22 protein-coding genes are annotated in these 26349 nt (G+C 71.5%); 12 read left to right on the top strand and 10 right to left on the bottom strand.

What is annotated here, in order from left to right:
- Window positions 1-37: 37 nt before the first annotated feature.
- Window positions 38-1030: an ornithine cyclodeaminase family protein gene (locus GSY65_RS24250; protein WP_159772449.1), complete on the top strand. Its 993-nt coding sequence runs from the start codon at window positions 38-40 to the stop codon at window positions 1028-1030.
- A 1067-nt stretch (window positions 1031-2097) separates the two neighbouring features.
- On the opposite strand, the gene GSY65_RS24245 is transcribed toward GSY65_RS24250, so the two are convergent.
- The 4 genes from GSY65_RS24245 to GSY65_RS24230 form a co-directional block, all read right to left on the bottom strand.
- The gene (locus tag GSY65_RS24245; RefSeq protein ID WP_159772446.1) at window positions 2098-2283 is read right to left on the bottom strand and encodes an MbtH family protein; all 186 of its coding nucleotides are present in this window, start codon (window positions 2281-2283) and stop codon (window positions 2098-2100) included.
- A gap of 13 nt (window positions 2284-2296) precedes the next feature.
- Window positions 2297-6922, bottom strand: coding sequence for a non-ribosomal peptide synthetase (locus tag GSY65_RS24240; RefSeq protein WP_159772444.1), 4626 nt, complete (start codon window positions 6920-6922; stop codon window positions 2297-2299).
- A gap of 53 nt (window positions 6923-6975) precedes the next feature.
- Entirely contained in the window at window positions 6976-7770 is a 795-nt protein-coding gene (locus tag GSY65_RS24235; protein WP_159772442.1) for an AfsR/SARP family transcriptional regulator, read from the bottom strand.
- 239 nt (window positions 7771-8009) lie between these two features.
- Window positions 8010-8849: a PhzF family phenazine biosynthesis protein gene (locus GSY65_RS24230; protein ID WP_159772439.1), complete on the bottom strand. Its 840-nt coding sequence runs from the start codon at window positions 8847-8849 to the stop codon at window positions 8010-8012.
- Between the two features lie 253 nt (window positions 8850-9102).
- On the opposite strand from GSY65_RS24230, the gene GSY65_RS24225 reads away from it, so the two are divergent.
- The 3 genes from GSY65_RS24225 (at window position 9103) to GSY65_RS24215 (ending at window position 12010) form a co-directional block, all read left to right on the top strand.
- Window positions 9103-9933, top strand: coding sequence for a CmcJ/NvfI family oxidoreductase (locus GSY65_RS24225; protein WP_159772436.1), 831 nt, complete (start codon window positions 9103-9105; stop codon window positions 9931-9933).
- 275 nt (window positions 9934-10208) lie between these two features.
- On the top strand, window positions 10209-11393 hold the full coding sequence (gene aroC, locus GSY65_RS24220) for a chorismate synthase (RefSeq protein WP_159772434.1): 1185 nt from the start codon (window positions 10209-10211) through the stop codon (window positions 11391-11393).
- Window positions 11390-12010: a shikimate kinase gene (locus GSY65_RS24215; protein ID WP_159772431.1), complete on the top strand. Its 621-nt coding sequence runs from the start codon at window positions 11390-11392 to the stop codon at window positions 12008-12010. The genes aroC and GSY65_RS24215 overlap by 4 nt, the downstream gene beginning before the upstream one ends.
- A gap of 82 nt (window positions 12011-12092) precedes the next feature.
- Here GSY65_RS24215 and ychF read toward each other — a convergent pair whose 3' ends face one another.
- Complete coding sequence (gene ychF, locus GSY65_RS24210) at window positions 12093-13181, bottom strand: redox-regulated ATPase YchF (protein WP_159772428.1); 1089 nt, start codon at window positions 13179-13181, stop codon at window positions 12093-12095.
- 384 nt (window positions 13182-13565) lie between these two features.
- On the opposite strand from ychF, the gene GSY65_RS24205 reads away from it, so the two are divergent.
- Window positions 13566-14180 (top strand): DUF6542 domain-containing protein, encoded by a 615-nt coding sequence (locus tag GSY65_RS24205; RefSeq protein WP_443043248.1) that lies wholly within the window; start codon window positions 13566-13568, stop codon window positions 14178-14180.
- A gap of 34 nt (window positions 14181-14214) precedes the next feature.
- On the opposite strand, the gene ppgK is transcribed toward GSY65_RS24205, so the two are convergent.
- Window positions 14215-14961, bottom strand: a complete 747-nt coding sequence (ppgK, locus tag GSY65_RS24200) for a polyphosphate--glucose phosphotransferase (RefSeq protein WP_159772423.1) — start codon at window positions 14959-14961, stop codon at window positions 14215-14217.
- Window positions 14962-15101: 140 nt separating this feature from the next.
- Window positions 15102-16121, bottom strand: a complete 1020-nt coding sequence (locus GSY65_RS24195) for a 4-hydroxy-3-methylbut-2-enyl diphosphate reductase (RefSeq protein ID WP_159772420.1) — start codon at window positions 16119-16121, stop codon at window positions 15102-15104.
- Between the two features lie 211 nt (window positions 16122-16332).
- On the opposite strand from GSY65_RS24195, the gene xseA reads away from it, so the two are divergent.
- The 3 genes from xseA (at window position 16333) to GSY65_RS24180 (ending at window position 18672) form a co-directional block, all read left to right on the top strand.
- Complete coding sequence (xseA, locus tag GSY65_RS24190) at window positions 16333-17559, top strand: exodeoxyribonuclease VII large subunit (RefSeq protein WP_159772417.1); 1227 nt, start codon at window positions 16333-16335, stop codon at window positions 17557-17559.
- 10 nt (window positions 17560-17569) lie between these two features.
- Window positions 17570-17860, top strand: a complete 291-nt coding sequence (locus GSY65_RS24185) for an exodeoxyribonuclease VII small subunit (protein ID WP_159772414.1) — start codon at window positions 17570-17572, stop codon at window positions 17858-17860.
- 221 nt (window positions 17861-18081) lie between these two features.
- A complete protein-coding gene (locus GSY65_RS24180) occupies window positions 18082-18672 on the top strand; it encodes a malonic semialdehyde reductase (RefSeq protein WP_159772412.1) in 591 nt (196 codons plus the stop codon).
- A 72-nt stretch (window positions 18673-18744) separates the two neighbouring features.
- Here the strand turns inward: GSY65_RS24180 and GSY65_RS24175 are convergent, their stop codons facing one another.
- Window positions 18745-19263 carry a DUF4245 domain-containing protein gene (locus tag GSY65_RS24175; protein ID WP_159772410.1) on the bottom strand — a complete coding sequence of 173 codons (519 nt, stop codon included), beginning with the start codon at window positions 19261-19263 and terminating at the stop codon, window positions 18745-18747.
- Window positions 19264-19388: 125 nt separating this feature from the next.
- Here GSY65_RS24175 and glpX point away from each other — a divergent pair, with 125 nt between their 5' ends.
- A complete protein-coding gene (gene glpX, locus GSY65_RS24170; protein ID WP_055516998.1) occupies window positions 19389-20423 on the top strand; it encodes a class II fructose-bisphosphatase in 1035 nt (344 codons plus the stop codon).
- A gap of 229 nt (window positions 20424-20652) precedes the next feature.
- On the opposite strand, the gene GSY65_RS24165 is transcribed toward glpX, so the two are convergent.
- The gene (locus GSY65_RS24165) at window positions 20653-21030 is read right to left on the bottom strand and encodes a WhiB family transcriptional regulator (protein ID WP_079049771.1); all 378 of its coding nucleotides are present in this window, start codon (window positions 21028-21030) and stop codon (window positions 20653-20655) included.
- A 174-nt stretch (window positions 21031-21204) separates the two neighbouring features.
- A complete protein-coding gene (locus tag GSY65_RS24160; protein WP_159772409.1) occupies window positions 21205-21909 on the bottom strand; it encodes a DUF1707 SHOCT-like domain-containing protein in 705 nt (234 codons plus the stop codon).
- A 205-nt stretch (window positions 21910-22114) separates the two neighbouring features.
- On the opposite strand from GSY65_RS24160, the gene GSY65_RS24155 reads away from it, so the two are divergent.
- The 3 genes from GSY65_RS24155 (at window position 22115) to fomD (ending at window position 26340) form a co-directional block, all read left to right on the top strand.
- Window positions 22115-23782: a fumarate hydratase gene (locus GSY65_RS24155; protein WP_159772407.1), complete on the top strand. Its 1668-nt coding sequence runs from the start codon at window positions 22115-22117 to the stop codon at window positions 23780-23782.
- Between the two features lie 365 nt (window positions 23783-24147).
- Window positions 24148-25533: a class II fumarate hydratase gene (locus GSY65_RS24150; protein WP_159772405.1), complete on the top strand. Its 1386-nt coding sequence runs from the start codon at window positions 24148-24150 to the stop codon at window positions 25531-25533.
- Between the two features lie 114 nt (window positions 25534-25647).
- Window positions 25648-26340: a cytidylyl-2-hydroxypropylphosphonate hydrolase gene (gene fomD, locus GSY65_RS24145; RefSeq protein WP_159772403.1), complete on the top strand. Its 693-nt coding sequence runs from the start codon at window positions 25648-25650 to the stop codon at window positions 26338-26340.
- The last annotated feature ends 9 nt before the right edge of the window (window positions 26341-26349 follow it).

Genomic DNA, 26349 nt, shown 5'->3' with positions numbered 1-26349 from the left:
GCCCCCACCGGCACGACCATCTCCAGGAGAACACCGCATGCGCATCCTCGACCACGACGCTGTGCGCCGCGCCTACCCGATGGACCGGGCCATCGGACTCATGGCCGGCGCCATGCGTGACTACAGCGCCGGCACGATCACCCAGCCCCTGCGCACCATCCTGCGGCCCGCATCCGACTCCGCGCTGCTGGGCACCATGCCCTGCCACGTCGCGGGCGAGGACGGCGCGCCGCGTGGTTTCGGCGTCAAGGCCATGGTCCTCAAGCCCGACAACCCGGCCCGCGGGCTGGAGCTGCACCTGGGCGTGGTGCTCGTCTTCGACCCGGACACCGGCAGCCCCCTCGCGCTGATGAACGCCAGCGCCGTGACCGCCGTCCGTACCGCGGCCGTCAGCGCCGTCGCCACCCGGGAACTGGCCCGTGAGGACGCCGGTGACCTGGCGATCCTCGGGTCGGGCGTCCAGGCCCGCAGCCATCTGGAGGCCATGTCGCTGGTCCGGCGACTGCACCGGGTCCGGGTCTGGAGCCGCACCCCGGACAACGCGGCGGCGTTCCGTGACTGGGCCGCCGGAAGTCTCGGCGTGCAGGTGGAGGTGGCCGGCTCCGTCGGCGAGGCGCTGAAGGACGCCGACCTGGTCTGCACGACGACCGCGACCCGGGACCCGCTCGTCGAGGCCGAGATGCTCGCTCCGGGCGTGCACGTCAACGCGGTCGGCGCGTCCTTCATCGACTGCCGCGAGCTGAGTTCGCGTGCGGTCGCCTCCGCCCGGGTCTTCGTGGACAGCCGGGAGTCGGCCGGGAAGGAGTCCCTCGACCTGCGCGCCCCCCGCGACGAGGGCCTCGTCGGCGAGGACCACATCCTCGCCGAGCTGGGCGAGGTCCTGCTCGGCACCGCCGAAGGCCGCACGGCCTCCGACGACGTCACCCTCTACAAGTCGCTGGGCCTGGCCGCACAGGACGTGGTCTCCGGCTTCGCCATCGCCCGCCGGGCCGCGGAGCTGAACCTCGGCACCGAGGTATCGATCGACTGAGCACCGCGTCGGACAGGTGGGTCGGGTCACCCGACCCACCTCCCCCACCGCCGGGCACGCGGGCCACCCGTCCGGCGATTCGTCCGGCTGGTCCCCGCCGCTGCCAGGCCGGCTTGAGCATGCGCAGACCAGGATCGTCCCCGTAGGCGTCGGACAGAGACCGCGCAAGGCCGGAAGAGCCCGCGATACGCCAGTGGCCCTCGCCGCCGCGGAGCCACTCGTCCGGCTCGCTGAACACCCGTGGGGCATCCACGAGCTGGAAGCGGCCCATCCGGCCAGCCAGCCGGCGGTGAAGCGGTGGACATCCGCGACGCGTTCGTCCATCGTGATGCTCCACCTCCGCGAGGTGGAGCATCACGATGGACCACCTCCGCGAGGTCGGTTCCCCGACGCGGCCCTTCCAGCGCGTCAGCGCCATCCGGCCGGTCCGGACCCGTACCGTGCCGCCCCGGGTGTGGAACCCGTGCCCCGGCATCGTCATGACATGAGCCGGGGCCACCTTCGGCTTCTCCAGGTCGGCCTTCAGTGTCCGCCGCTGCTCGACCTCGGCCGTGATGCGCACGTCGCCGGTGTGACGGACGGACCGGTGACCGTGCTCGAACAGCCCCCGGTCCGGATCGAGGCCCACGCCCCACCGGTTGCCCTCCTCGATCGCCCGTGGGCGACAGGGCGTGGGCACGAGCACGTGCGCGACGGCCTGCTGGATCAAGCGGTCCGGCGCCCGCGGCACCCCCGGCGTCCGCTCGCCGCCAGGCTTCGGGATGCCCCTCCGGGGGACCGGTGCCGGCCGGTGGGTGCCCGCACGGAGCCCGGCCGGGACCCCGGGCCGGTGCACCGCGATCCGCGGACGCGACTCCGCCGTGGCCACGCCGTCCACTCTGCGAGCACCCCGGTTCACCTCGACGCGGTGAGCGCCGCGAGCAGGTGCTCCCTGCAGGGCGTCCGCTCCCGCGACGAGCCCTCCCGCTCCCGGTGTACGTCCTCCGGCGGAGCGCGCCGACCAGTGGCCACGCTCCGCCGGAGGACTTCCGTGATCGCCCGTGCCGGGCACACGGGCCGTGGACGGCTCAGCGGTGCGAGTCCCACTGTTCGTCGATGTACGCGATGCACGTCTCGCGGGAGGCACCCTGAACCACCACGGTCCAGCCGCCGGGCACGGTCGGCACGCCCGACGCGGTGGGCCACAGGCTGTGCCGGCCCTGGGTATCCACGAGGACGCAGTACAGGGCGTCGGGGTCGTCGAAGGGGCTCATGGCAACCGTCCTTTCAGCGGGTCGGGGTCGCGGGCAGGAAGCCGCGGCGAGTCAGGTGGTCCAGGCAGCGGCCGATGACGTCGGCAGTGACCTCGGGGCAGATGATCCCCGTGCCCGCCAGCCCGGCGACGGCGGCCCGGTCGTCGAAGCCGAGCCGCGCGGTGTCGGGCAGCTCCGAGGCCGCGGCGGTCAGAGCCGCCACCGAGGTCACCGAGGCGTCTGCGTCAGGCCGCGCGGCGGCGTCGGCCAGCAGCCGCGCCCATGCGTCCGCCGGCACCGTCCGCAGCCGATGGCCGCGCTCGCGCAGTGCCTCCCACACCAGGGAGACCGGCGTCCGGCGACGGTTGACAAGGTGATACGCACCGTCCACGGCACCCGCGCGGGCGGCCAGCGCGACCTGGGCGGCGGCCACGTAGTCGACCGGCACCAGGTCCACGGCCGAGCCGAAGCCGCCGGGTTCCTCCGGGTCGGGCACCGCCCCGAGGCGGAGTCCGGCCCGGACGAAGTGCCAGAACGCGTCGTCGGTGCCGCCCGCGCCGGTACGGCTGTCGCCGCTGACCCGGCCCGGCCGGTAGACGGCGACCGGTACCCCGCGCTCCCGTGCCTGCTCGACGAGCCGTTCGGCGACCCACTTGGTGGCCGCGTAGCCGTTGCGCATCACTTCGGAGGCGGGCAGCCTGCGGTCCTCGGGCAGCAGTTCCGGGTTGGCGCCCGTGCCCATGACGGCACTGCCGGTGGAGACGTAGTGGACCGCCTTGACCCGGCGGGTGGCAGCCAGCCTCAGGATCTCCCGGGTGCCGTCCACGTTGGCGGGCCTGAGCAGCCCGTAGCCCTGCACCAGGTGGACGCGGGCGCCGTTGTGGTGGATGACGTCGACCAGCTCGGCCAGCGCTTCGAAGCGTTCGGCGGACAGACCGAGCGACGGGCGTTCCAGATCACCGGCGAGCGGTGCGACACGCCGCTCGGCGGTCTCGTCCCACAGACCGAAGCGTTCCATCGCCTCCCGCAGCCGCTGCCCCGCCCCCTCGTCGCTGTCGGCCCGCACGAGGCAGTGCACCGTGGCGCGGGTGCCGTCCAGCAGGGCTCGCAGCAGGAAGGCGCCCAGGAAGCCGGTCGCCCCGGTGAGCAGGACGTGCTCCGGGTCGGCACCGCGTCGCGGGTCGTAGGGAGCGCAGTCGGCGGTCGACAGCTCCGGGCCGAGAACCGCCTCGGCCTCCAGGTCCACCTCGTCCTCGGCGCCCTCCCCGCCGGCGACCAGCGCAGCCAGTTCCTCGGGCCGCTGGCGTTCGAAGACACTGCGCACGGACAAGGTCGTGCCCAGCTCGGCGTTGATCCGCTCGACGAGGCGTACGGAGAGCAGGCTGTCGCCGCCGAGGTCGAAGAAACCCGCGTCGGCGGCGACCTCGGGTACCCCCAGGACCTCCGCGAACAGCGCGCACAGGGTCCGCTCCCAGCGGCCTCGCGGGGGCCGGCCGCCGACGGCGGTCATTGGGCCCGGAGCGGGCAGGGCGGACCGGTCCACCTTGCCGTTGGTGGTCAGCGGAAGCGTGTCCAGGCACAGGACGGCGGAGGGCACCATGTAGTCGGGCAGGGCCTCCGCGACATGGGCGCGCAGGGCGGCCGGCGTGATCCGGGTGCCGGGGCGATGCTCCACGTAGCCGACCAGGCGGCGGTCGCCGGGCCGGTCCTCGCGCAGGATCACCACCGCCTGTGCCACGTCGGGGTGGCGGACGAGAACGGCCTCGATCTCACCGGGCTCGACACGGAAGCCGCGCACCTTGACCTGGTGGTCGGCCCGGCTGACGAACTCCAGCTGTCCGTCGGCCCGGCGGCGCACCAAGTCGCCGGTGCGGTACATACGCGTGCCGGGCGGACCGTACGGGTCGGCGACGAAGCGTTCCGCTGTCAGCGCGGGGCGGCCGAGGTAGCCCCGAGCCAGCCCGGCCCCCGCGATGTACAGCTCGCCCACGACTCCGATCGGGGCCTGCCGCAGCGCCCCGTCCAGGACATGGACCCGGGTGTTGTGCAGCGGGCGGCCGATCGGCGGGGTGACCGGCCCGGACAGCGGGTCGCTGAGGGTGGTGCACACGGTGGCCTCGGTCGGCCCGTAGCCGTTGACCAGGGTGTGGTGGCGGGACCAGCGGTTGGCGGTCTCCGGCGGGCAGCTCTCGCCACCGACGATCACGGTGGTGCCGGCCGGCAGGCCGTCCGGCACGGGCAGCGTGGCCAGGGCGCTGGGCGGGAGCTGGATGTGGGTGATCCGCTGCCGGTGCGCCAGTTCCGTCAGCTCGGGTCCGGGCAGCACCCGGCCGCCGGGCCCCAGGACCAGGACGCCACCGCTGAGCAGGGAGAGCGACACCTCCCAGAAGGCGGCGTCGAAGCTGGGCGAGGCGAACTGCATCACCCGGGCCCCGGGGCCCGCGCCCAGTGCCTCGGCCTGGCTCGAGCGCAGGCTCGCCACGCCGCCGTGCTCGACCACCACACCCTTGGGACGCCCGGTGGAGCCGGACGTGTAGATGACATAGAGCGGGTGGCTCACCGTCAGCGGCCGCACGCGTGCGGCATCGCCGGGGTTGTCGGCCGGAGCGGCGGCGAGCCGAGCCTGGACGTCCTCGTCGTCGAGGTCGAGCAGCGGTGTGCCGGCGGGCAGGGCCGGTGCGGCGCCGGTGCGGGTGACGACCACGAGGGGACGCGCGTCGTCCAGCATGGCGGCGAGCCGCTCCGGCGGGTACTCGATGTCCAGCGGTACGTAGGCCGCCCCCGCTTTGGCCACGGCCAGCAGGGCGGCATACAGCTCGGGCGAGCGGGGCAACGCGAGCGCCACGAGGTCCTCCGGGCCCGCGCCGCGCTCGATCAGCAGCCGGGCCAGCCGGTTGGCGCGCTCGTTGAGCTCACCGTAGGAGATCTCGCCGCGGTCGTGGACGAGGGCGACGCGACCGGGATCCTCGGCGACGCGCTCCTCGAACAGCTCGGGCACGGTCCGCTCCGGGACGGCACGCTCGGTGGCGTTCCACTCCTCCAGCAGCCGGCGCTCCCGCAGGGGCAGCACCTGGGCCGAGGAAACCGACGCGTCCGGTGCGGCGACGACGGACTCCAGCAACGTGATGAAGCGGTCCACCAGCGCGGTCACGGTGGCCCGGTCGAACAGGTCGGTGCTGTACTCGACGATCCCGGTGAGGCCCTGTCCGGTGCGGGACTCGGCGAGGCTGAAGGTGAGGTCGAACTTGGCGGCGCCGGTGGGCAGTACCTCCCACTCGGCCCGCAGCCCGGGGAGTTCCAGCCGGGCCTCGGGAGTGTTCTGCAGCACCAGCAGGGTGTTGACCAGCGGCTGCCGGGAGGACGAGCGGCGTGGTGCCAGTTCCTCGACGAGCCGCTCGAAGGGGGTGTCCTGGTGGGCGAAGGCAGCGAGGTCCGCAGCGGCGACCCTCGCCACCAGCTCGCGGAAGGTGGGGTCACCGGAGGTGTCGGCCCGCAGCACCACCGTGTTGGTGAACAGCCCGACCAGGTCGTCGGAGGAGCCGTTTCCGTCGCGGCCGGAGACCACGGTGCCCAGCGGCACATCGGTGTTGCCGGTCATCCGGGTCAGCAGTTGGGCGAGAGCGGCGTGCAGCACCATGAACAGACTGGTCCCGCTGTCCCGGGCGAGGGCGGTCAACCCGTCGTGGACGGCCGCGGGGATCCGTACCGGCACGGTGTCGCCGCGGAAGCTGGAGACAGCCGGGCGAGGCCGGTCGGCGGGCAGGTCGATTCCCTCGGGCAGCCCGGCGAGCGCCTCACGCCAGTACGCCAGGTGCTGGGAGGCGAGGCTGCCGGGGTCGTCCTCGGTGCCCTGCGCCGCCCACTTCTGCACCGTGTGGTCGGCGTACTGGACGCGCAGCGGAGCGAAGCGGGGTTGAGCGCCCGTCAGCCGCGCCCCGTAGGCGGTGGCCAGATCACGGGCGAGCGGCCCCATCGACCACCCGTCGGCCGCGATGTGGTGGATCACCAGCAACAGCGTGTGCTCCTGCGGCCCGGTGACGAAGAGCTCGGCCCGCAGCGGGGCCTGGCGGCACAGATCGAAGCGGTGCCGGGCGCTCGCGGCGAGCGCCTTGTCCAGCTCCTCCGCGGCCACCTCGGTCACTTCGAGGCACGGCATGGCGTCGTCCGCGGCGAGGACGTGCTGTCGCGGGACGCCCGCGGTCTCCGGGTACACCGTGCGCAGCGTCTCGTGCCGGCGGACGACGTCCCCGAGCGCGGCAGCCAGCGCGGCCCGGTCCAGTGAGCCGGTCAGCCGCAGGGCGAAGGGCAGGTTGTAGGTGGCGCTGGGGCCCTCCAGGCGGTGCAGAAACCACAGGCCGCGCTGCGCGGGCGAGAGCGGCACCGTTTCCGGCCTGGTGTACGAGGGCTCGCGGCGCTCGCCGAGCAGCACGGCGAGCGCCGACGGGGTCGGGGCGCGCCGTATGTCGGCCTCGGAGGTGTCCGAGCCGAGGGTGGCGCGCATGCGCTGGGCGAGCTGTCCGGCCTGTGCGGGTGTGCCGCCGGCCGCGAAGAAGTCGTCGTCGGCGGCGACAGGGCGTCCCAGCACCTGGCCGAACAGGAGCCGCAACACGGCGAGTCGCCGGGGATCGGGGACAGTGCCGGCGGGGGATGGGGTGTTCATGGGATACGTCTCCCAGAGGTCCGTGGCGGAAGCGTGCGGGGGGCGGGCAGAGATCAGGAGGCGTTCTGCAGGTTCGGGCGCGGCAGGCGGCCCGTACGCATCGACCGTTCGAAGATCTTGTGAGTCAACTCGCTGGGCAGGACACCGAGGTCGTCATGGAGGCGGCGGACGCACATCTCGTACCAGCTCTTGACGCGCCCCAGTTCGCCCAGCTCGCCATGGACCGACATCAGCGTCCGGTAGACCTGTTCCTGGTAGGCGTCGATCTCCAGCATCCGGCGGCACAGCACGATCACAGCGGGAAAGTCCTCCTGGCACAGGGCTTCCCCCAGGAGGTACCGCAGCGCCTGGAGGGCCAGAGATCTGTTCCACTCCCGCTGTTCCGATATCCAGTCGGCCTGCTCCAGGGGGAGGAAGTCCCCGTTGTACAGCGCCAGCGCGGCCCGGTAGGCATCGACCGCGGTGAGGTGGTCGCCGCGCAGTTCGGCGGCTCGACCGGTGGCGCAGAGGCTGTCGAACTCCTCCACATCCACCCAGATGTCGTCGGCGAGCAGGACGTATCCGTGATCCTGGTGGACGATCTCCGCCGGCGAGGGGAAGCCAGGACCTCCGTCAAGCCCGCGGCGCAGGGCGTGCATGGCGACCTTCACCGAGCTGGAGCGGGGCGACCAGGGACTCTCCGGCCAGAGCACCTCGTGGAGCTTGGCACGGGACACCACCCGGCCGCGGTTGACGAGAAGGTACTGGAAAAGGTTACGGGCCTTCCCCGCCCGCCATCGCTCCACCGGCACCCCGTCGACATGGACGGAGAAATCTCCCAGGCAACGGACCGTGATACGTCGGGACATCGTGTCGTGAGCGTGCATTTCAGCGCCCTCCGAGCAGATTCGTGATGAATCAGCGGAGGTACCAGGCAGACGCGCCACGCCGTTCGGGGGCCGCAGGGCGCGTGGGAAGTGCGGGTTTCCCGCTGTCCTGGACCAGCTCCGCGTTTACTCAGCCATGGTCCGCTTCACGGACGCTTCACCGTAACTACCCACCCGAGTAGCACATTTGAGTGCCTTGTGTGCGGTGGGCCACAGGGGTGTCAATAGCGCGGCTCCACGTGCAGCTTTCCGGAGACGACGATGGTGGCCCATCCGGTGAGCAGCACGCGGTCGCCACTCATCCGAGTTGCCACCGTGCCGCGTCGCGCGGAGAGTTGCAGCCCGGTCAGCTCGCCGCGCCCCAGCCGCTGCGCCCACCAGGGGGCGAGGGCGGTGTGCGCGCTGCCCGTCACCGGGTCCTCCGGCACCCCGTACGCCGGGGCGAAGTAGCGGGAGACGAAGTCGTACCGCCCGGACGCCGTCTCGTCGGCCTCCGCTGTCACGATCACGCCCCGGCCTCCGAGCCGGGCCAGTCCCGCCTGATCGGGGGCCAGTTCGCGTACGGTCCGCTCGTCGGACAGTTCCACGAGGAGGTCGCCGAGTTCCCCGGTGTCCCACACGGAGACGGGCGGCGCGCCCAGAACGCCGGCGAGCCCGTCGGGCACGGCGGCCTGGACCGCCAACGAGGCCGGGAAGTCCAGGGTGACGGAGCCGTCGGAGCCGGTACGGGCCGTGAGTACGCCGCTGCGCGACGCGAACCGGACGGTGTCCGCGTCGCGCCCCGTGCGGGCCAGGACGTGAGCCGCGGCAAGCGTGGCGTGCCCGCACAGAGACACCTCGGCCACCGGGGTGAACCACCGCAGCGCCCAGTCCGCCGTGGGGCGGTCACCGGATTCCGCGGGGGGAAGGGGATGCAGAAAGGCGGTCTCGGAGAGGTTGACCTCGGCCGCCACGTCCCGCAGCCATTCATCGCCGGGGAATCCGGATTTCAGCAGCACGACCCCGGCGGGGTTCCCGGAAAAGGCACGGTCGGTGAATGCGTCCACGATGAATATGTCCATGATTCCTGACTGTAACTCATCGCGTGCACACGGCGACCGCCCGCATAACCACGACGGAACCAGGCTCCCCTACCCTTCCGAGCCCTGCACAGAAGAATGAGTCGCCATTCTGGAACGCGGAAGCACCCAGGACGGGGATGCCCTTCCCGCGCAACCGCGCACCGCCAGATTTCCCCGGGGAACAGGACAGCTGCGGCGGCTCATGAGGAAATCTCCGGCCCCGTGCCGGAGACGCGAACAACGAGGAGTATTCATGTCCAGCACAGCCACCCGTCAGCATGCGTCCGTGAGGGCGGAGATCAATTACGCGGGCGAGATCGAGGGTCGTGCCGTCTTCGACGCCGTGGATCCGTCCCGCACCAATCTGGCCTTCGTGCCGCACACCGTCGAGATCCATGACGCCCGTCCCTTCCAGGACGAACTGAGCCTGGACCGCGAGGGCTTCCAGCTGGTGAGCCACACCAGCTCGGTGGTCCACTCCACCGATCTCGCGGAGCTGGATCGCGTGTACCACCAGGAGATGGCCGAGCTGATCAAGCAGGTGAGCGGCGCGCGCGAAGTGGTCGTTCAGCGGAGCGGCCTGGTGCTGCGTACCAGCGAGCGGGCTCAGGAGCGCGTCGGCACGACACCGGCCCGCTTCGCGCACCTGGACTACACGCGGACTTCGGCGGAGCAGTTCCGTGACTCCGTGCTGACGGCCGAGGGCGCCGAGCCCGCGCCGTACAGCCGCTATGTCATCTACCAGGCGTGGCGCGCCACTTCGACCCCGCCGCACGACAGCGTGCTGGCACTGGTGGACGCGACCACGGTCGGTGAGCAGGACACGCGTCTGTTCTACGGGGTGTTCGGCCCGGAGGGCGCACCCATGAGCCTGTTGGAGGCCCAGCTGGGTCTGGCGTCTGCGGACCACCGCTGGCTCTACTTCTCGGACATGACCCCCGACGAGGTGATCCTCTTCAAGGGATTCGACTCCGACTCCTCTCGGGCCACGGGCGTCATGCACACCGCATTCGACGACCCGATGTCCCGGACGGGCTCTCCGCGAGCGAGCATCGAGTCCCGCTTCTTCGCCTTCTTCGACTGACCTGGGACCCCGGGCCCCCATCCCAGGACTGTCCGGTGTTCCTGGCCTGTCCGGTATTCCTGGCCGTGCGAGGAGGCCAGGGTGATCCGGCCGGAAACCAGGGAACCGGCGTCATCGGATTCAGACGGGGACCGGGACGGGGGATCGTGCTCGTCGAGAGGGCACAACCGATCAGAAGCCGGCGTCACTGCCCCGCACGCTCGGTCGCGTTGCCGTCCCCCACGCGAGGATGCGCGTGCACAGGGCAGACCAGGCGCGAGTACTGAGGAGTACCGTTGAGCAGGCTGCGTTGGCTGACCGCGGGGGAGTCCCACGGTCCCGCACTCGTCGCGACGCTGGAGGGCCTTCCCTCCGGTGTGCCGATCACCACGGAGATGGTCTCCGGCCACCTGGCGCGGCGTCGGCTCGGATACGGTCGCGGTGCGCGTATGAAGTTCGAGCGCGACGAGGTGACCTTCCTCGGGGGTGTCCGGCACGGCCTCACGCTCGGCTCCCCGGTCGCGATCATGGTGGGCAACAGCGAGTGGCCGAAGTGGGAGCAGGTCATGGCGGCCGACCCGGTGGACCCTCAGGTGCTGGCCGGCCTCGCCCGCAACGCGCCGCTGACCCGCCCGCGCCCGGGGCATGCCGATCTGGCCGGGATGCAGAAGTACGGCTTCGACGAGGCCCGGCCGGTCCTGGAGCGCGCCTCCGCCCGGGAGACGGCGGCCCGTGTGGCCCTGGGCGCGGTGGCCCGCTCGTATCTGAAGGAGACAGTCGGCCTCCAGATCGTCTCGCACGTCGTCGAACTGGCCACCGTCAAGGTCCCGCCGGGCGTCCTTCCCACGCCGGCCGATGTCCGGACACTGGACGCCGACCCGGTGCGCTGTGTGGATGCCGATGCGTCGAAGGCGATGGTCGCCGAGATCGACCAGGCCCACAAGGACGGTGACACTCTCGGCGGTGTGGTGGAGGTCCTGGCCTACGGTGTGCCGGTGGGGCTCGGCTCGCACGTGCACTGGGACCGCAGGCTGGACGCACGACTGGCCGGTGCGCTCATGGGCATCCAAGCGATCAAGGGGGTCGAGATCGGTGACGGTTTCGAGCTGGCGCGCGTGCCGGGCTCGCAGGCGCACGACGGGATGGTGAACACCGGGACGGGCATCCGCCGGGTCTCGGGCCGCTCCGGCGGCACGGAGGGCGGTCTGTCCACGGGGGAGCTGCTCCGGGTGCGTGCGGCGATGAAACCGATCGCGACCGTGCCGCGCGCCCTGCGGACTGTCGATGTCACCACCGGTGAGGCGGCCCAGGCTCATCACCAGCGCTCCGACGTGTCCGCGGTGCCGGCCGCCGGCATCGTCGCGGAGGCGATGGTCGCGCTGGTCCTGGCGGACGCGGTGGCGGAGAAGTTCGGTGGTGACTCGGTCGCCGAGACCCGCCGGAACGTCCGTTCCTACCTCGAGCATCTGGCCATCCGGTGAGCGGGGTGCCCGTGGTCGTGCTCGTGGGCCCGATGGGGGTGGGCAAGTCGACCGTCGGGCCGCTGCTGGCCGAGCGGCTGGGCGTGGGTTACCGGGACACGGACGACGACATCGTCGCCGGGCAGGGCAGCACCATCGCCGACATCTTCGCCAACGAGGGCGAGCCCGCTTTCCGAGAGCTGGAGAAGGACGCGGTGCGCCGGGCACTGGGCGAACACGACGGGGTGCTCGCCCTGGGCGGCGGTGCGGTCCTCGACGAGGACACCCGCGCGCTGTTGGCGGGCCTGCGGGTCGTCTGTCTCACGATGGACGTCGAGGAGGCGGTCAGGCGCGCCGATCTGGACGTGGCCCGGCCGCTGCTCGCGGTCGACCCGCGCAAGCGGTGGACCGAACTGATGGATGCGCGGCGGCACCTGTACGAGGAGGTCGCGACGGTTGTCGTCGCGACGGACGGCCGCACGTCCGACGAGGTGACCCAAGCCGTCCTGGAAGCGCTGGCGCTGCGGGACGGACCGGTGTGGCCGTACCGCCGGTCCAGGCCGGCGGCACGGCGTGCACCGAGGCAGGCCGTGCGAGGTCCCGGCCGGCCATGCCCCCTGGACGAACCGACCAGGTGAGTGCCCATGGAGGCCGGTCTCCCCCGCAGTGCCGCCGGCGAGATCGCGTCTGCCGGGTTGCCCATGTGGTGGGCTCGTCCGCTCACACGTTGAAGCGGAACTCCACCACGTCCCCGTCCTGCATCACGTAGTCCTTGCCCTCCATGCGGGCCTTGCCCTTGGCGCGGGCCTCGGCCACCGAACCGGTCTCCACCAGGTCGTGGAAGGAGATGACCTCCGCCTTGATGAAGCCCTTCTGGAAGTCCGTGTGGATGACTCCGGCGGCCTCGGGGGCGGTGGCGCCCTTCTTGATCGTCCAGGCGCGGGACTCCTTGGGGCCCGCCGTCAGGTACGTCTGGAGGCCGAGGGTGTCGAAGCCGACCCGGGCGAGGGTCGCGAGGCCGGGCTCGTCGGCGCCGACGGACTGGAGGAGTTCGAGCGCGTCCTCCTCGTCCAGCTCGGCGAGGTCCGCCTCCAGCTTGGCGTTGAGGAAGATCGCCTCGGCGGGCGCGACCAGGGCCCGCTGCTCGTTCTTGAAGTCCTCGTCGACCAGTTCCTCCTCGTCGACGTTGAAGACGTAGAGGAAGGGCTTGGTGGTGAGCAGGTGCAGGTCGTGCAGCAGCTCGTTGCGCTCGCCGCCCTGGACGATCCCGTGCGCGAAGAGCGTGTCGCCCTTCTCCAGGATCTCCTTCGCCTCCTCGACGGCCTTCACCTTCGGCGCGATGTCCTTCTTGATCCGCGACTCCTTCTGGAGGCGCGGCAGGACCTTCTCGATGGTCTGGAGGTCGGCGAGGATCAGCTCGGTGTTGATCGTCTCGATGTCGTCCTTGGGCGAGACCTTGCCGTCGACGTGCACGACGTTCTCGTCCTTGAAGGCACGGATGACCTGGCAGATCGCGTCCGACTCACGGATGTTCGCGAGGAACTTGTTGCCGAGGCCCTCGCCCTCGCTGGCGCCGCGCACGATGCCCGCGATGTCGACGAAGTCGACGGTCGCCGGGAGGACGCGCTGCGAACCGAAGATCTCGGCCAGCTTCGTCAGACGCTCGTCCGGGACGCCGACGACGCCGACGTTCGGCTCGATCGTGGCGAACGGGTAGTTGGCCGCCAGCACGTCGTTCTTGGTCAGGGCGTTGAACAGGGTCGACTTGCCGACGTTGGGCAGACCGACGATTCCGATCGTGAGCGACACGTTTACGACTTCCCGTACGTAGGAGGGCCAGGCGGCCGGTGGCCTGGGGCGGCGGGGCCTGGGGGTGCGGTCCGGCGGATCGTGCCCCAGGGGCCAGAGGGCTGGCCGGTCCCCCAGTTTACGGCGTGCCCGCGCCCCGCCCGGCGGCGTATCGAACGCTTGGCCAAGGTCCCCTCAACGGCGTGTCTGTGCACCCATTCGGCACATTAACCGACCTAAGTTGGTCGAGTGGAGCAGCACAGGACGCATCCCCCTCGGACCGGCCCGCAGCGTGGCACTCCCCTCCCGCCGCAGCTGGTCGGAGGGCGTGGGGAGCGGGGCGGCGCGGGGGCGGCGCGCCGTGTCCCGGTCGTGCGCGGGCCCGTTCCGGCCCCGGTCCGAGCCGTGCGGCGCGTCGCCCGCGCCGTGCGCCGGATGCCGAACCCCCGGCTCACGGGGCTGGGCGGCGGTCTGTTCTGCGCCGTGTCGATGTTCCTGCTGGCCTGCCTCGACCGGTTGCTGTTCGGCGCGTCCCTCACGCTGTACGGGGTGCTGTTCCTGCCGGTCAGCGCCTTGACCGCGGTGTGGGTGCGACGGGGTGACCTGGCGAGCGGGCCGGTGGTCGTGCCCCTCGCCTTCGCTGCCGGTCTGCCGCCGATCGCCGGGGGCGAGGGCGGGATCGCCGGGTATCTGATGAGCCTGGTCAGCGCCCTCGCCATGGCGGCGGGCTGGCTCTACGGCGGCACGCTCGTCGCCGGTGTCATCGTGACCGTGCGCAAGCTGCGGCTGATGGCCCGGCGCGCGGCCGAGCGGGAACGGCAGCGGGAGCGGGAGCGGGGGGCGATCCAGCAGCGGAGGAGGGTCCGGGCGGAGGACAGGGAGCCGGAGCCGCACGGCGGGCGCGGGCGACCGGGTACTCCCGGCGCCCGGCCCCGGTCCCCGGACGCAGGCGCTGCGGCCCGGCCCCGGTCCCCGAGGCCCCCGGCCCGGCCCCGCCGCACGGTGCCCCGCGGCTCCTGACCCGCCCTCGGGCGGGACGCGGTCGCGCCCGCGCTCAGCCCGCCTTCGCCGCCCGCATCGCCGCGCCCACGATGCCCGCGTTGTTCTGGAGCTGGGCCGGGACGATCTCGGCCTGGATGCCCTCGATCAGGTGCAGGAACTTGTGGGACTTGCGGCTGACGCCGCCGCCGATGATGAACAGCTCCGGGGAGAAGAGCATCTCCACGTGGGCCAGGTACTTGGTGACGCGCTTGGTCCAGTGCTCCCAGGTCAGATCGTGGTCGTCCTTGGCCTTCGTGGAGGCGCGGGTCTCCGCGTCGTGGCCGCCCAGCTCCAGGTGGCCCAGCTCCGTGTTGGGCACGAGGACGCCGTCGCAGAAGACGGCGCTGCCGATGCCCGTGCCGAAGGTCAGCATGATGACCGTGCCCCGGCGGCCTCGCCCGGCGCCGAACTGCACCTCGGCGACGCCCGCGGCGTCCGCGTCGTTCACCACGGTGACCTCGAGACCGCCGAGCCGGTCGCCGAGCAGGGCACGCGCGTCGACGTCGACCCAGCCCTTGTCGACGTTGGCCGCCGTGCGGATCGTGGCGCCGCCCGTGACCACGCCGGGGAAGGTGATGCCGACGGGGCCGGTCCAGCCGAAGTGGTCGACGACCTCCTTCACCCCGTCCGCCACCGCGTCGGGCGTCGCCGGTTGCGGGGTCAGCACCTTGTGCCGCTCGTCCGCCAGGTCTCCCAGGTCCAGGTCCACGGGAGCGCCCTTGATCCCGGATCCGCCGATGTCCACGCCGAAGATGTGCATGGCCCTACGTTACGTCGTACGACTGACAGTCACGGCCGGGGGCCACCAGGCCGGGGCCCGGCCCCGGCAACCCTCACGTCGTCGTACGCGTACGGCCCCGGAACCTTCACGTTCCGGGGCCGTACGGGGATGCAGAGGGCTCAGGCGCCGGTGGCGCCCTGTCCGGTGCGCGCGGCGACCAGGGCGGCCGCCTCCTCGCGCAGATCGCGGCGCAGCTCCTTCGGCAGCGAGAAGGTGATCGACTCCTCGGCGGCCTTGACCAGCTCGACGTCCTCGTAGCCCCGCTGGGAGAGCCACTCCAGGACCTCTTCGACGAGGACCTCGGGCACGGAGGCGCCCGAGGTGACGCCGACGGTCTCCACGCCCTCCAGCCAGGCCTCGTCGATCTCGCTCGCGAAGTCCACGAGGTAGGCCTCGCGGGAGCCGGCGAGCTTGGCGACCTCGACGAGCCGCTTGGAGTTGGAGGAGTTGCGGGAGCCGACGACGATGACGAGCTCGGCCTCCGCGCCCATCTGCTTCACGGCGAGCTGACGGTTCTGCGTGGCGTAGCAGATGTCGTCGCTCGGCGGGGACACGAGCAGCGGGAACTTCTCCTTCAGGGCGCCGACGGTCTCCATCGTCTCGTCGACGGAGAGCGTGGTCTGGGAGAGCCAGACGACCTTCGACGGGTCGCGGACCTCGACCTTCTCGACGTCGCCGGGGCCGTCGACCAGCTGGATGTGGTCGGGGGCCTCGCCGGAGGTGCCGATGACCTCCTCGTGGCCCTCGTGTCCGATCAGCAGGATGTCGAAGTCCTCGCCCGCGTAGCGGATGGCCTCCTTGTGGACCTTGGTGACCAGGGGGCACGTCGCGTCGATGGTGGCGAGCCTGCCGCGCTCGGCCTCCTCGTGGACCGTGGGGGCCACGCCGTGCGCCGAGAACATCACGATGTTGCCCTCGGGGACCTCCTCCGTCTGCTCGACGAAGATGGCGCCTTTCTTCTCCAGGGTCTGCACGACGTACTTGTTGTGGACGATCTCGTGTCGGACGTAGATCGGGGCCCCGTACTGTTCGAGGGCCTTCTCGACGGCGATCACGGCACGGTCGACACCCGCGCAGTAGCCGCGCGGAGCGGCGAGGAGGACACGGCGGCGGCCAGACGAAGCGGTCATGCACCCCATCGTAGGGGGTTCCCCGCGGGGGGCTCCGCCGTGGGAGCGGGGGGTGAGCTCGGGGGTACGCGCGGGTGTGCCGGGTGCGGGTGGTGTGTGGTTTCCCGCGCGGTTCCCCGCGCCCCTGAAGGGAACGGGCCTGCGGCCCGCCGTTCAGGAGGGCCACGGGGCGTGCCCCGAGCCACAGGGCACTGTCGGCGCCCCCCGATACGCTCCCCCCATGGCTCTCCACACATCCGCCGACGCTCCCTTGCCCGTCGGCGAGGTCTCCCGGCTCATCGGCGGCTGGATCGACCGGCTCGGCTCGGTGTGGGTCGAGGGGCAGATCACGCAGCTGTCGCGGCGTCCCGGCGCCGGCGTCGTCTTCCTCACGCTGCGGGACCCGTCGCACGACATCTCCGTGAGCGTCACCTGCTACCGGCAGGTGTTCGACGCGATCGCGGACGTCGTCAGCGAGGGCGCCCGGGTCGTGGTGCACGCGAAGCCCGAGTGGTACGCGCCGCGCGGTCAGCTGTCCCTGCGGGCCACCGAGATGAAGCCGGTCGGCGTGGGTGAACTGCTCGCCCGGCTGGAGCAGTTGAAGAAGTCGCTGGCGGCGGAGGGACTGTTCGCGCCGGAGCGGAAGAAGGCGCTGCCGTTCCTGCCGCAACTGATCGGGCTGGTGTGCGGCCGGGCCTCCGCGGCCGAGCGGGACGTGCTGGAGAACGCCCGGCACCGCTGGCCGGCCGTCCGCTTCGAGGTGCGCAACGTCGCCGTGCAGGGCGTGCACGCCGTGCCGCAGGTCGTGCAGGCGGTGAAGGAGCTGGACGCGATGGAGGGCGTGGACGTCATCGTCGTGGCCCGCGGCGGCGGCAGCGTCGAGGACCTGCTGCCGTTCTCCGACGAGCAGCTCGTGCGGGCCGTCGCGTCCTGCCGTACGCCGGTGGTGTCGGCGATCGGGCACGAGCCGGACACCCCGCTGCTGGACTATGTGGCGGACCTGCGGGCGTCCACGCCGACCGACGCGGCCAAGAAGGTCGTACCGGACGTCGGGGAGGAGTACGAGCGGGTGCGGTGGCTGCGGGACCGGGCGCGGCGGTGTGTGGAGGCACTCGTGGAGCGGGAGGAGCGGGGGCTCGCGCACGCCCTGGCGCGCCCCTCGATGGAGGACCCGCACCGCATGATCGACGAGCGGGCCGACCAGGTGGCCTCGCTGCTCGACCGGGGCCGCCGCTGCCTCGGCCACCACCTGGACCGGGCGCTCTCGGAGCTGACGCACACGCACGCGCGCGTGGTGGCCCTCTCCCCCGCCGCGACCCTGCAGCGCGGGTACGCGGTGCTGCAGAAGGCGGACGGGCACGTGGTGCGGGCGCCCGGGGAGGTCGCGGCCGGGGAGCCGTTGCGGGCGCGGGTCGCGGAGGGCGAGTTCGCCGTCCGGGTCGACGGCGCTGTCGGAGGGGACGCATAAGGTGGGCCGCATGACCAGCAAGGTGAGCGAGGCCGGGGAGACGACCGTGACGGGCGGGGAGGCCGGAGCGCCCGAGGCCGACCGGGCCCTCGGCTACGAGCAGGCGCGGGACGAGCTGATCGAGGTCGTCCGGCGGCTGGAGGCGGGCGGTACGACGCTGGAGGAGTCCCTCGCCCTGTGGGAGCGCGGCGAGGAGCTGGCCAAGGTGTGCCGCCGCTGGCTGGACGGCGCGCGGGCCCGCCTGGACGCGGCCCTGGCGGAGGACGACGAGACGGACGCCTCCGGCGACGCCCGGAGCTGACCCCCGTCCTCCCGGTGCCGGCCTCCGCTCTTCGGGTGCCGGCCTGCGCCTTGCGGGTGCCGATCTCCGCTCTTCGGATACGGCACCGGCTCCCCTCTCCGGGTGGGGCGATGATCACCGGTTCGTGTGAAGCGGATCACCCGACCCCACTTTTGATTGAACCTTGAACTTCTACTGCGTATCCTCGGTGTCGTCAGCGCACGCCTCCCGAAGGTTGTTCCATGTCTCTCGTTCTCGACCCCGCCGCCCAGGACCTGCTGTTCCGCGAAGCGCACACCGCGAACGCGTTCACCGACGAGCCGGTCACCGAGGAGCAGGTGCAGGCGATCTACGACCTGGTCAAGTACGGTCCCACCGCCTTCAACCAGACCCCGCTGCGCATCGTCCTGGTCCGCTCCGCCGAGGCCCGCGAGCGCCTCGTGGCGCACATGGCCGAGGGCAACCAGGCCAAGACCGCCACCGCCCCGCTGGTCGCGATCCTCGCCGCGGACAACGAGTTCCACGAGGAGCTGCCGACCCTGTTCCCGGCGTTCCCGCAGGCCAAGGACCTCTTCTTCGCCGAGCGCCCCGCCCGTGAGGCCGCCGCCGGACTGAACGCCGCCCTCCAGGCCGCGTACTTCATCATCGGCGTCCGCGCCGCGGGCCTCGCCGCCGGCCCGATGACGGGCTTCGACGCCGCCGGCGTGCAGAAGGAGTTCCTGGACGACGACCACACCCCGCTGATGGTCGTCAACATCGGCAAGCCGGGTGAGGGCGCCTCCTACCCGCGCTCCCCGCGCCTCGCCTACGACGAGGTCATCACCACCGTCTGACACACGGACGGCGACAGGGAAGGGGCCCGGCACGCGTGCCGGGCCCCTTCCCTGTCGCCGTCCGTGAGCGCGTCACTCCGCGCTCAGGGCGCTCGCCATCTTCGTCAGCTCCTCGAACGACGCGCTGCCCGCGACCACGGTGGTCGCCTCCTCACCCCGCAGGACGAGGGCGTCGTAGCGCTCGCCCTCGTAGCGGGTCCAGGTCTCGCCGCCGATCTCCTGCGTGGTGCCGGTCTTCCTCGCGTCCTGGGTGGCGTCCGGGATGAACCGGGACGGCTTCTCCGCGGACTGCTCGACGGCCACGTACCGGCCGTCCGGGGAGTGGAAGCCGAGGTGCCAGTGGTCGGAGTCGGCGCCGCTGAAACGGACGGAGGTCGCCTTCCAGGTGTCGGGCAGGCCCACGGGTGCGGCCACCGGGTAGGAGGCGGCGCGGCGTGCCGTGAGCAGTTCGACGCGGTAGTCGACGCGCTTCAGCTCCTGCTCGGTCTCGTCGTGCGGGATGAAGAGATAGATGACCCAGGCCGCGAGCACGATGAGCCCCAGGGAGAGGACCATGTCGCGAACGGACTGCTTGCCTTTCGTACCTGCCACGCCCTCATCGTCGCAGGTGCACCCGTCTGCTCATCCGTGGGGTCCCCTGCTCAATCTGTCAGCCTGACGATAGAGTCGGGCCGAACCCTCATCCGGCCGTCGTCGTATCAGAAAGGTGCGCTCCGATGACCGAGAACCATCACCTGCCGTCCGAGCTCGAAGTCCCCTCCGAGGCCCCCGACCGCAACCTCGCCCTGGAGCTCGTACGGGTGACCGAGGCGGCCGCGATGGCCGCGGGCCGCTGGGTCGGCCGCGGGGACAAGAACGGTGCCGACGGCGCCGCCGTACGCGCCATGCGGACCCTGGTCTCCACCGTCTCGATGAACGGCGTCGTCGTCATCGGGGAGGGCGAGAAGGACGAAGCCCCGATGCTCTTCAACGGGGAGCGCGTCGGCGACGGGACCGGCCCGGAGTGCGACATCGCCGTGGACCCGATCGACGGCACCACGCTGACGGCCAAGGGCATGACCAACGCGATCGCCGTGCTCGCGGCGGCCGACCGGGGCACGATGTTCGACCCGTCGGCCGTCTTCTACATGGACAAGCTCGTGACCGGCCCCGAGGCCGCCGACTTCGTCGACATCGACGCGCCGATCTCGGTGAACATCCGCCGGGTGGCCAAGGCGAAGCGGTCCACCCCCGAGGACGTCACCGTCGTCATCCTCGACCGGCCGCGGCACGAGGGCATCATCAACGAGATCCGGGAGACCGGGGCGCGCATCAAGCTGATCTCGGACGGTGACGTCGCCGGCTCGATCCTGGCGCTGCGCGAGGGCACCGGGGTCGACATGCTGCTCGGCATCGGCGGTACGCCCGAGGGCATCATCTCGGCCTGCGCGGTGAAGTGCCTCGGCGGCACGATCCAGGGCAAGCTGTGGCCGAAGGACGACGAGGAGCGGCAGCGCGCGATCGACGCCGGCCACGACCTCGACCGGGTACTGACCACGGACGACCTGGTGTCCGGGGAGAACGTGTTCTTCGTCGCCACGGGGATCACCGACGGCGAGCTGCTGCGGGGTGTGCGGTACCGGTCGGAGACGGCGACGACCGACTCGATCGTGATGCGGTCCAAGTCGGGGACGGTGCGGCGGATCGACTCGGTGCACCGGCTGAGCAAGCTGCGGGCCTACAGCTCGATCGACTTCGAGAAGGCGAAGTAGCTCCGCCGGTCGAGCGGCAGGTGTCAGGAGGACTGCGGTGCGCTGTGGGCCGCGGCATTCGTCGTGGCTTGTCGCGCAGTTCCCCCGCGGCCTCCCAAGACCTGCGGGCGACCGGCGTCACGAGGGCGCCCTCTTTGTGCGGAAGGGGGCGCCCTCGGCGCGTGTGCCGCGGCCAGTGCTGTGACCGGAAAGGTTCGCCGGCTCCCGGCGAACCTTTCCGGTCACAGCGCTAGCCGGCCGCCGCTATCGTCCCCGCCGCCCGCGCCGCCTTCTTCAACTCCAGGTCGCGGCGGCGCCGGCGGGCGAGCACCACGCGGCGTTCCGCCGCGGTCAGACCGCCCCAGACGCCGTACGGTTCCGGTTGCAGGAGTGCGTGTTCCCGGCACTCGACCATGACCGGACAACGGGCGCAGACGCGCTTGGCGGCCTCCTCACGGGAGAGCCGGGCCGCAGTGGGCTCCTTGGAGGGGGCGAAGAACAACCCGGCCTCGTCACGCCGGCACACGGCCTCCGTGTGCCACGGGGCTTCCTGATCCCTGTCTCGCACTGGCACCCGCTGGGGCGGAACGGCAGCGACCTGCAGGGACGAATGCGGCGGTTGCAGCACGGTCTACTCCTGACGACGGCTTCGCGAGCGAGAGACGATGCAGCAAGCCCTACCCGCTGTGCGCGGGCCTATGCACTGAGTCCCCAACCGCCGGGATTCCAGGCCCCCACCCATCGGTCAGCAGTGGACCGAACCCCTCCGGAAACGGTCCGGGAGTGATCCACTTCACAGGCGTCAATGGTCCAGGTGTTTGCGCAAACCGCCGTCGACCCTGCGGGCGACATGATCGGTGACCCGGCCGAGGAGGTCGGCGATCATCTTGCCGCGCCGGGGTTTCGCCTCGACGCTGCCGAGCACGGCGAAGCCGTCGACGTAGACCACCGGCGCGTCCGGTTCACCGGAATCGAGGGTGTCCACCTCGAAGGAGCCGAGGACACCGCCGCCGCTGCCGCGCAGGGAGACGTTCTCCGGGACGCGGATCTCCACGCTGCCGAAGACGGAGACGGCCCTGATCATCACCTGGCGGTGCTCGAAGAGGGCCTCGCTGAGGTCTATCTCCACGCTGCCGAACACGGCGTACGCGTGGATGCGGCGACCCGCGCGCCAGCGGCCCTTGCGGACCGAGGCACTGAAGACCGCGAGCAGATGCTCGTCCGCGTCGACCGGGATGGCGCCGGGGGTGGGGCGGTGGGGCACGGAGGACCGCGGCGCGTACGCCGACGGCGCGTGCGCGGCGGGCAGGTCCCGTATGAAGACGTCCAGTTCACCGACCGTCTTGGCGGCCAGCACGCCCTCCACCCGCTCGGCGTGCTCCTCCGCGGTGAGGCGCCCCTCGGCGAGGGCGTCCCTGAGGATGTCGGTGATGCGGTCACGGTCGGCGTCCGAGGCGCGCAACTCGGCGGCGGCGGCGCGCGCTCCGGTCTGCTTCTGAAGGTCCACGACAGCAGAGTACCCACACACGATAGATCGCGACAGTCCCCGTGGGTGGGGAACTGAGCCTTACCTCACAAGCCCGCCTTCGGCGGCAGGTTCTACGCTGGTGGACGCCGCCGATGGAGGCCGGCCGCCGGTGTGAGCCGCAGGCTTCGCCGCCCCGGAGGCGAGCCGCGCCTGAGTCAGCCTGTCTAGTGAGGAATGGGCACCGATGCCTGAGTTCGAGTACACCGATCTGCTCCCCATGGGAGAGGACACCACTCCGTACCGGCTGGTGACCTCCGAGGGTGTCTCCACCTTCGAGGCCGACGGACGCACCTTCCTCAAGGTGGAGCCGGAGGCGCTGCGCAAGCTGGCGGCCGAGGCCATCCACGACATCCAGCACTACCTGCGCCCGGCCCACCTGGCACAGCTGCGCCGGATCATCGACGACCCGGAGGCGTCCGGCAACGACAAGTTCGTCGCCCTGGACCTGCTGAAGAACGCGAACATCGCGGCGGCGGGCGTCCTGCCGATGTGCCAGGACACCGGCACCGCGATCGTCATGGGCAAGCGCGGCCAGAACGTCCTCACCGAGGGCCAGGACGAGAAGGCGCTCTCCCAGGGCATCTACGACGCGTACACCAAGCTCAACCTGCGCTACTCGCAGATGGCTCCGCTCACCATGTGGGAGGAGAAGAACACCGGCTCCAACCTCCCGGCGCAGATCGAGCTGTACGCGACGGACGGCGGCGCGTACAAGTTCCTGTTCATGGCGAAGGGCGGCGGTTCCGCCAACAAGTCGTTCCTCTACCAGGAGACGAAGGCCGTCCTGAACGAGGCCTCCATGATGAAGTTCCTGGAGGAGAAGATCCGTTCGCTGGGCACGGCCGCCTGCCCGCCGTACCACCTCGCGATCGTCGTGGGCGGCACGTCCGCCGAGTACGCGCTGAAGACCGCCAAGTACGCCTCCGCGCACTACCTGGACGAGATCCCCGCCGAGGGGTCGCCGCTCGGCCACGGCTTCCGGGACAAGGAACTGGAGGAGAAGGTCTTCGAGCTGACGCAGCGGATCGGCATCGGCGCGCAGTTCGGCGGCAAGTACTTCTGCCACGACGTGCGCGTGGTGCGGCTCCCCCGGCACGGCGCGTCCTGCCCGGTCGCGATCGCGGTGTCCTGCTCCGCCGACCGCCAGGCCGTCGCGAAGATCACCGCCGAGGGCGTCTTCCTGGAGCAGCTGGAGACGGACCCGGCGCGGTTCCTGCCGGACACCACCGACGAGCACCTCGACGAGGCCGGCGACGTCGTGCGGATCGACCTCAACCAGCCGATGGACGACATCCTCGCGGAGCTGACCAAGTACCCGGTCAAGACCCGGCTGTCGCTCTCCGGTCCGCTGGTCGTGGCCCGCGACATCGCGCACGCCAAGATCAAGGAGCGGCTGGACGCGGGCGAGGAGATGCCGCAGTACCTGAAGGACCACCCGGTGTACTACGCCGGCCCGGCGAAGACCCCCGAGGGGTACGCCTCCGGTTCCTTCGGTCCGACGACGGCCGGCCGCATGGACTCCTACGTGGAGCAGTTCCAGGCGGCGGGCGGCTCCAAGGTGATGCTGGCGAAGGGCAACCGCTCCCAGCAGGTCACCGACGCCTGCGGCACGCACGGCGGCTTCTACCTGGGCTCCATCGGCGGCCCGGCGGCGCGGCTCGCCCAGGACTGCATCAAGAAGGTCGAGGTAGTCGAGTACGAGGAACTCGGCATGGAGGCCGTCTGGAAGATCGAGGTCGAGGACTTCCCGGCGTTCATCGTCGTCGACGACAAGGGCAACGACTTCTTCAAGGACCCGGCGCCCGCGCCGACGTTCACCACCATCCCGGTCCGCGGCCCGGGTCTGGCCTGACGGACGGACCCGTGCCCCCGGGGGCTTCGCCTTCCGGGGGCACGGGGATCCGTGCGGGCCGCGGGCGCCCGGCGGGCCGCCGGGCCGGCTTGGCGCGCTGCGCGTCCGCGATCTCGGCCGGGAAGTCGACATCATCGCCCGTGGCGAGGGATCCGGTGGTCAGCGCGGTGGGGTAGGCCTCCGTGCCGCCCTCGCGGACCACGACGACCTTCGTCGCACGGTCTTTCGCCGAGGCTCGTTCGACCGCCAGGTCGACACGTCGGGGCGACGCTGCTGCACACCGCCGACCAGGGCCCGCGCATTCCACCCTCACTCGTCCGAGCGAAACCGGGAACACCGCGACGGGCCCGGACGCTGTACCGGTCATGAGTGACTTCCGCGTCGAACACGACTCCATGGGCGAGGTCCGGGTCCCCGTGGACGCCAAGTGGCGTGCGCAGACCCAGCGGGCGGTGGAGAACTTCCCGGTGTCGGGACAGCGCCTGGAGCGCGCCCAAATCGAGGCCCTGGCGAGGATCAAGGGCGCCGCGGCGAAGGTCAACGCCGAGCTGGGGGTCCTCGACGAGGACATCGCGCAGGCCGTCCAGGAGGCGGCGGCGGAGGTCGCGGAGGGCCGGTGGGACGAGCACTTCCCGGTGGACGTGTTCCAGACCGGCTCCGGGACGTCGTCGAACATGAACACCAACGAGGTCATCGCCACCCTGGCGACGGAGCGGCTCGGCCGGCCCGTCCACCCCAACGACCACGTCAACGCCTCGCAGTCGTCCAACGACGTGTTCCCCTCCTCCCTCCACATCGCCGCCACCGCGGCCGTCACCCGCGATCTGATCCCGGCGCTCGACCATCTCGCGGCGGCCCTCTCCCGCAAGGCGGAGGAGTTCGCGGACGTCGTGAAGTCCGGCCGCACGCACCTGATGGACGCCACCCCGGTCACGCTGGGCCAGGAGTTCGGCGGCTACGCGGCCCAGGTCCGGTACGGCGTGGAGCGGCTGCGGGCGTCGCTGCCCCGGCTCGCCGAACTGCCCCTGGGCGGGACGGCGGTGGGCACCGGCATCAACACCCCGCCGGGGTTCTCCGCCGCCGTGATCGCCGAGGTCGCGCGGGCCACCGGGCTGCCGCTGACCGAGGCGCGGGACCACTTCGAGGCGCAGGGCGCGCGGGACGGCGTCGTCGAGACGTCCGGGCAGCTGCGTACGATCGCCGTGTCCCTCACCAAGATCGCCAACGATCTGCGGTGGATGGCGTCCGGGCCGCGCACCGGTCTCGCGGAGATCTCCCTGCCGGACCTCCAGCCCGGCTCCTCGATCATGCCGGGCAAGGTCAACCCGGTGGTCCCGGAGGCGGTCCTCATGGTCGCCGCCCAGGTCACGGGCAACGACACGACGGTCGCCGTGGCCGGCGCCTCCGGCAACTTCGAGCTGAACGTCATGCTGCCGGTCATCGCGAAGAACGTCCTGGAGTCGATCCGGCTCCTGGCGAACGTCTCCCGGCTGCTGGCCGACCGGACCGTGGACGGGATCGTCGCCCACCGGGAGCGGGCCCGCGAGTACGCCGAGTCGTCGCCGTCGGTGGTCACCCCGCTCAACAAGTACCTCGGCTACGAGGAGGCGGCGAAGGTCGCCAAGAGGTCGCTGGCCGAGCGGAAGACCATCCGCGAGGTCGTCCTGGAGAGCGGTTACGTGGACCGCGGCGACCTGACGGTGGAACAGCTCGACGAGGCGCTGGATGTCCTGCGGATGACGCGGCCGTGACCGGGTGACGCGCGGCGGCCGCCCCGGATGACGCACGGGTAACCGATTCCCGCCCAGGCGTGAACCATCAGCGGCACCGCAGCGTCATATGCGCATGACACCTAATATCTGTGCATGGCGGATGGTGGAGCGGTGAGACGAGTGGAAGCGGGCGGCCCGACGGCGTTCTGGGAGCCGGGACGTCACATCCTGTGGCGCTACCGGGAGAACGCGGGCGAGCGCTTCCACATCGCGCGCCCCGTCACCGTGGTCCGTGACGACGCGGAGGTGCTCGCCGTGTGGATGGCTCCCGGCACCGAGTGCGTGAAGCCCGTCCTCGCGGACGGGACCCCGCTGCACGCGGAACCGCTGGCCACCCGTTACAAGAAGCCGCGCGAGGTCCAGCGCGACCGCTGGTTCGGCACGGGTGTGCTGAAGCTGGCCCGGCCGGGCGAGCCGTGGTCGGTGTGGCTGTTCTGGGAGCCGGGTTGGCTTTTCAAGAACTGGTACGTCAATCTGGAGACGCCGCTGGCCCGTTGGGACGGTGGTGTGGATTCCGTGGATCACTTCCTGGACATCTGTGTGTATCCGGACCGGTCCTGGGACTGGCGCGACGAGGACGAGTTCGCGCAGGCCCAGCAGGACGGACTGATGGACGGTCACGCGGCGGAAAGGGTACGGGAGGCGGGGCGTTCGGCGGTGGAGGCGATCCGTGCCTGGGGCCCGCCGTTCTCGGACGGCTGGCAGCACTGGCGCCCGAATCCCGCGTGGGGAGTACCGTCTCTCCCTGACGACTGGGACCGTACGCCCGCGCAGCTCTCCTCATGAGACCCTTGA

This window comes from Streptomyces sp. HM190, from assembly GCF_009857135.1.
GTDB lineage: Bacteria > Actinomycetota > Actinomycetes > Streptomycetales > Streptomycetaceae > Streptomyces > Streptomyces heilongjiangensis.
The sequence above is the reverse complement of the archived record's forward strand: the minus strand, read 5'-3'. Positions and strand labels throughout refer to the sequence as shown.

Coding starts and splice junctions, on each gene's coding strand:
- ppgK (WP_159772423.1), bottom strand. CDS start 14,961: ATGCACATCTTCGGCGTGGACATCGGCGGATCCGGGATCAAGGGCGCT.
- GSY65_RS24230 (WP_159772439.1), bottom strand. CDS start 8,849: ATGGACATATTCATCGTGGACGCATTCACCGACCGTGCCTTTTCCGGG.
- GSY65_RS24225 (WP_159772436.1), top strand. CDS start 9,103: ATGTCCAGCACAGCCACCCGTCAGCATGCGTCCGTGAGGGCGGAGATC.
- glpX (WP_055516998.1), top strand. CDS start 19,389: ATGACCGAGAACCATCACCTGCCGTCCGAGCTCGAAGTCCCCTCCGAG.
- GSY65_RS24250 (WP_159772449.1), top strand. CDS start 38: ATGCGCATCCTCGACCACGACGCTGTGCGCCGCGCCTACCCGATGGAC.
- GSY65_RS24155 (WP_159772407.1), top strand. CDS start 22,115: ATGCCTGAGTTCGAGTACACCGATCTGCTCCCCATGGGAGAGGACACC.
- xseA (WP_159772417.1), top strand. CDS start 16,333: ATGGCTCTCCACACATCCGCCGACGCTCCCTTGCCCGTCGGCGAGGTC.
- GSY65_RS24235 (WP_159772442.1), bottom strand. CDS start 7,770: ATGTCCCGACGTATCACGGTCCGTTGCCTGGGAGATTTCTCCGTCCAT.
- GSY65_RS24240 (WP_159772444.1), bottom strand. CDS start 6,922: ATGAACACCCCATCCCCCGCCGGCACTGTCCCCGATCCCCGGCGACTC.
- GSY65_RS24180 (WP_159772412.1), top strand. CDS start 18,082: ATGTCTCTCGTTCTCGACCCCGCCGCCCAGGACCTGCTGTTCCGCGAA.
- fomD (WP_159772403.1), top strand. CDS start 25,648: ATGGCGGATGGTGGAGCGGTGAGACGAGTGGAAGCGGGCGGCCCGACG.
- GSY65_RS24185 (WP_159772414.1), top strand. CDS start 17,570: ATGACCAGCAAGGTGAGCGAGGCCGGGGAGACGACCGTGACGGGCGGG.
- GSY65_RS24245 (WP_159772446.1), bottom strand. CDS start 2,283: ATGAGCCCCTTCGACGACCCCGACGCCCTGTACTGCGTCCTCGTGGAT.
- GSY65_RS24195 (WP_159772420.1), bottom strand. CDS start 16,121: ATGGGGTGCATGACCGCTTCGTCTGGCCGCCGCCGTGTCCTCCTCGCC.
- GSY65_RS24150 (WP_159772405.1), top strand. CDS start 24,148: ATGAGTGACTTCCGCGTCGAACACGACTCCATGGGCGAGGTCCGGGTC.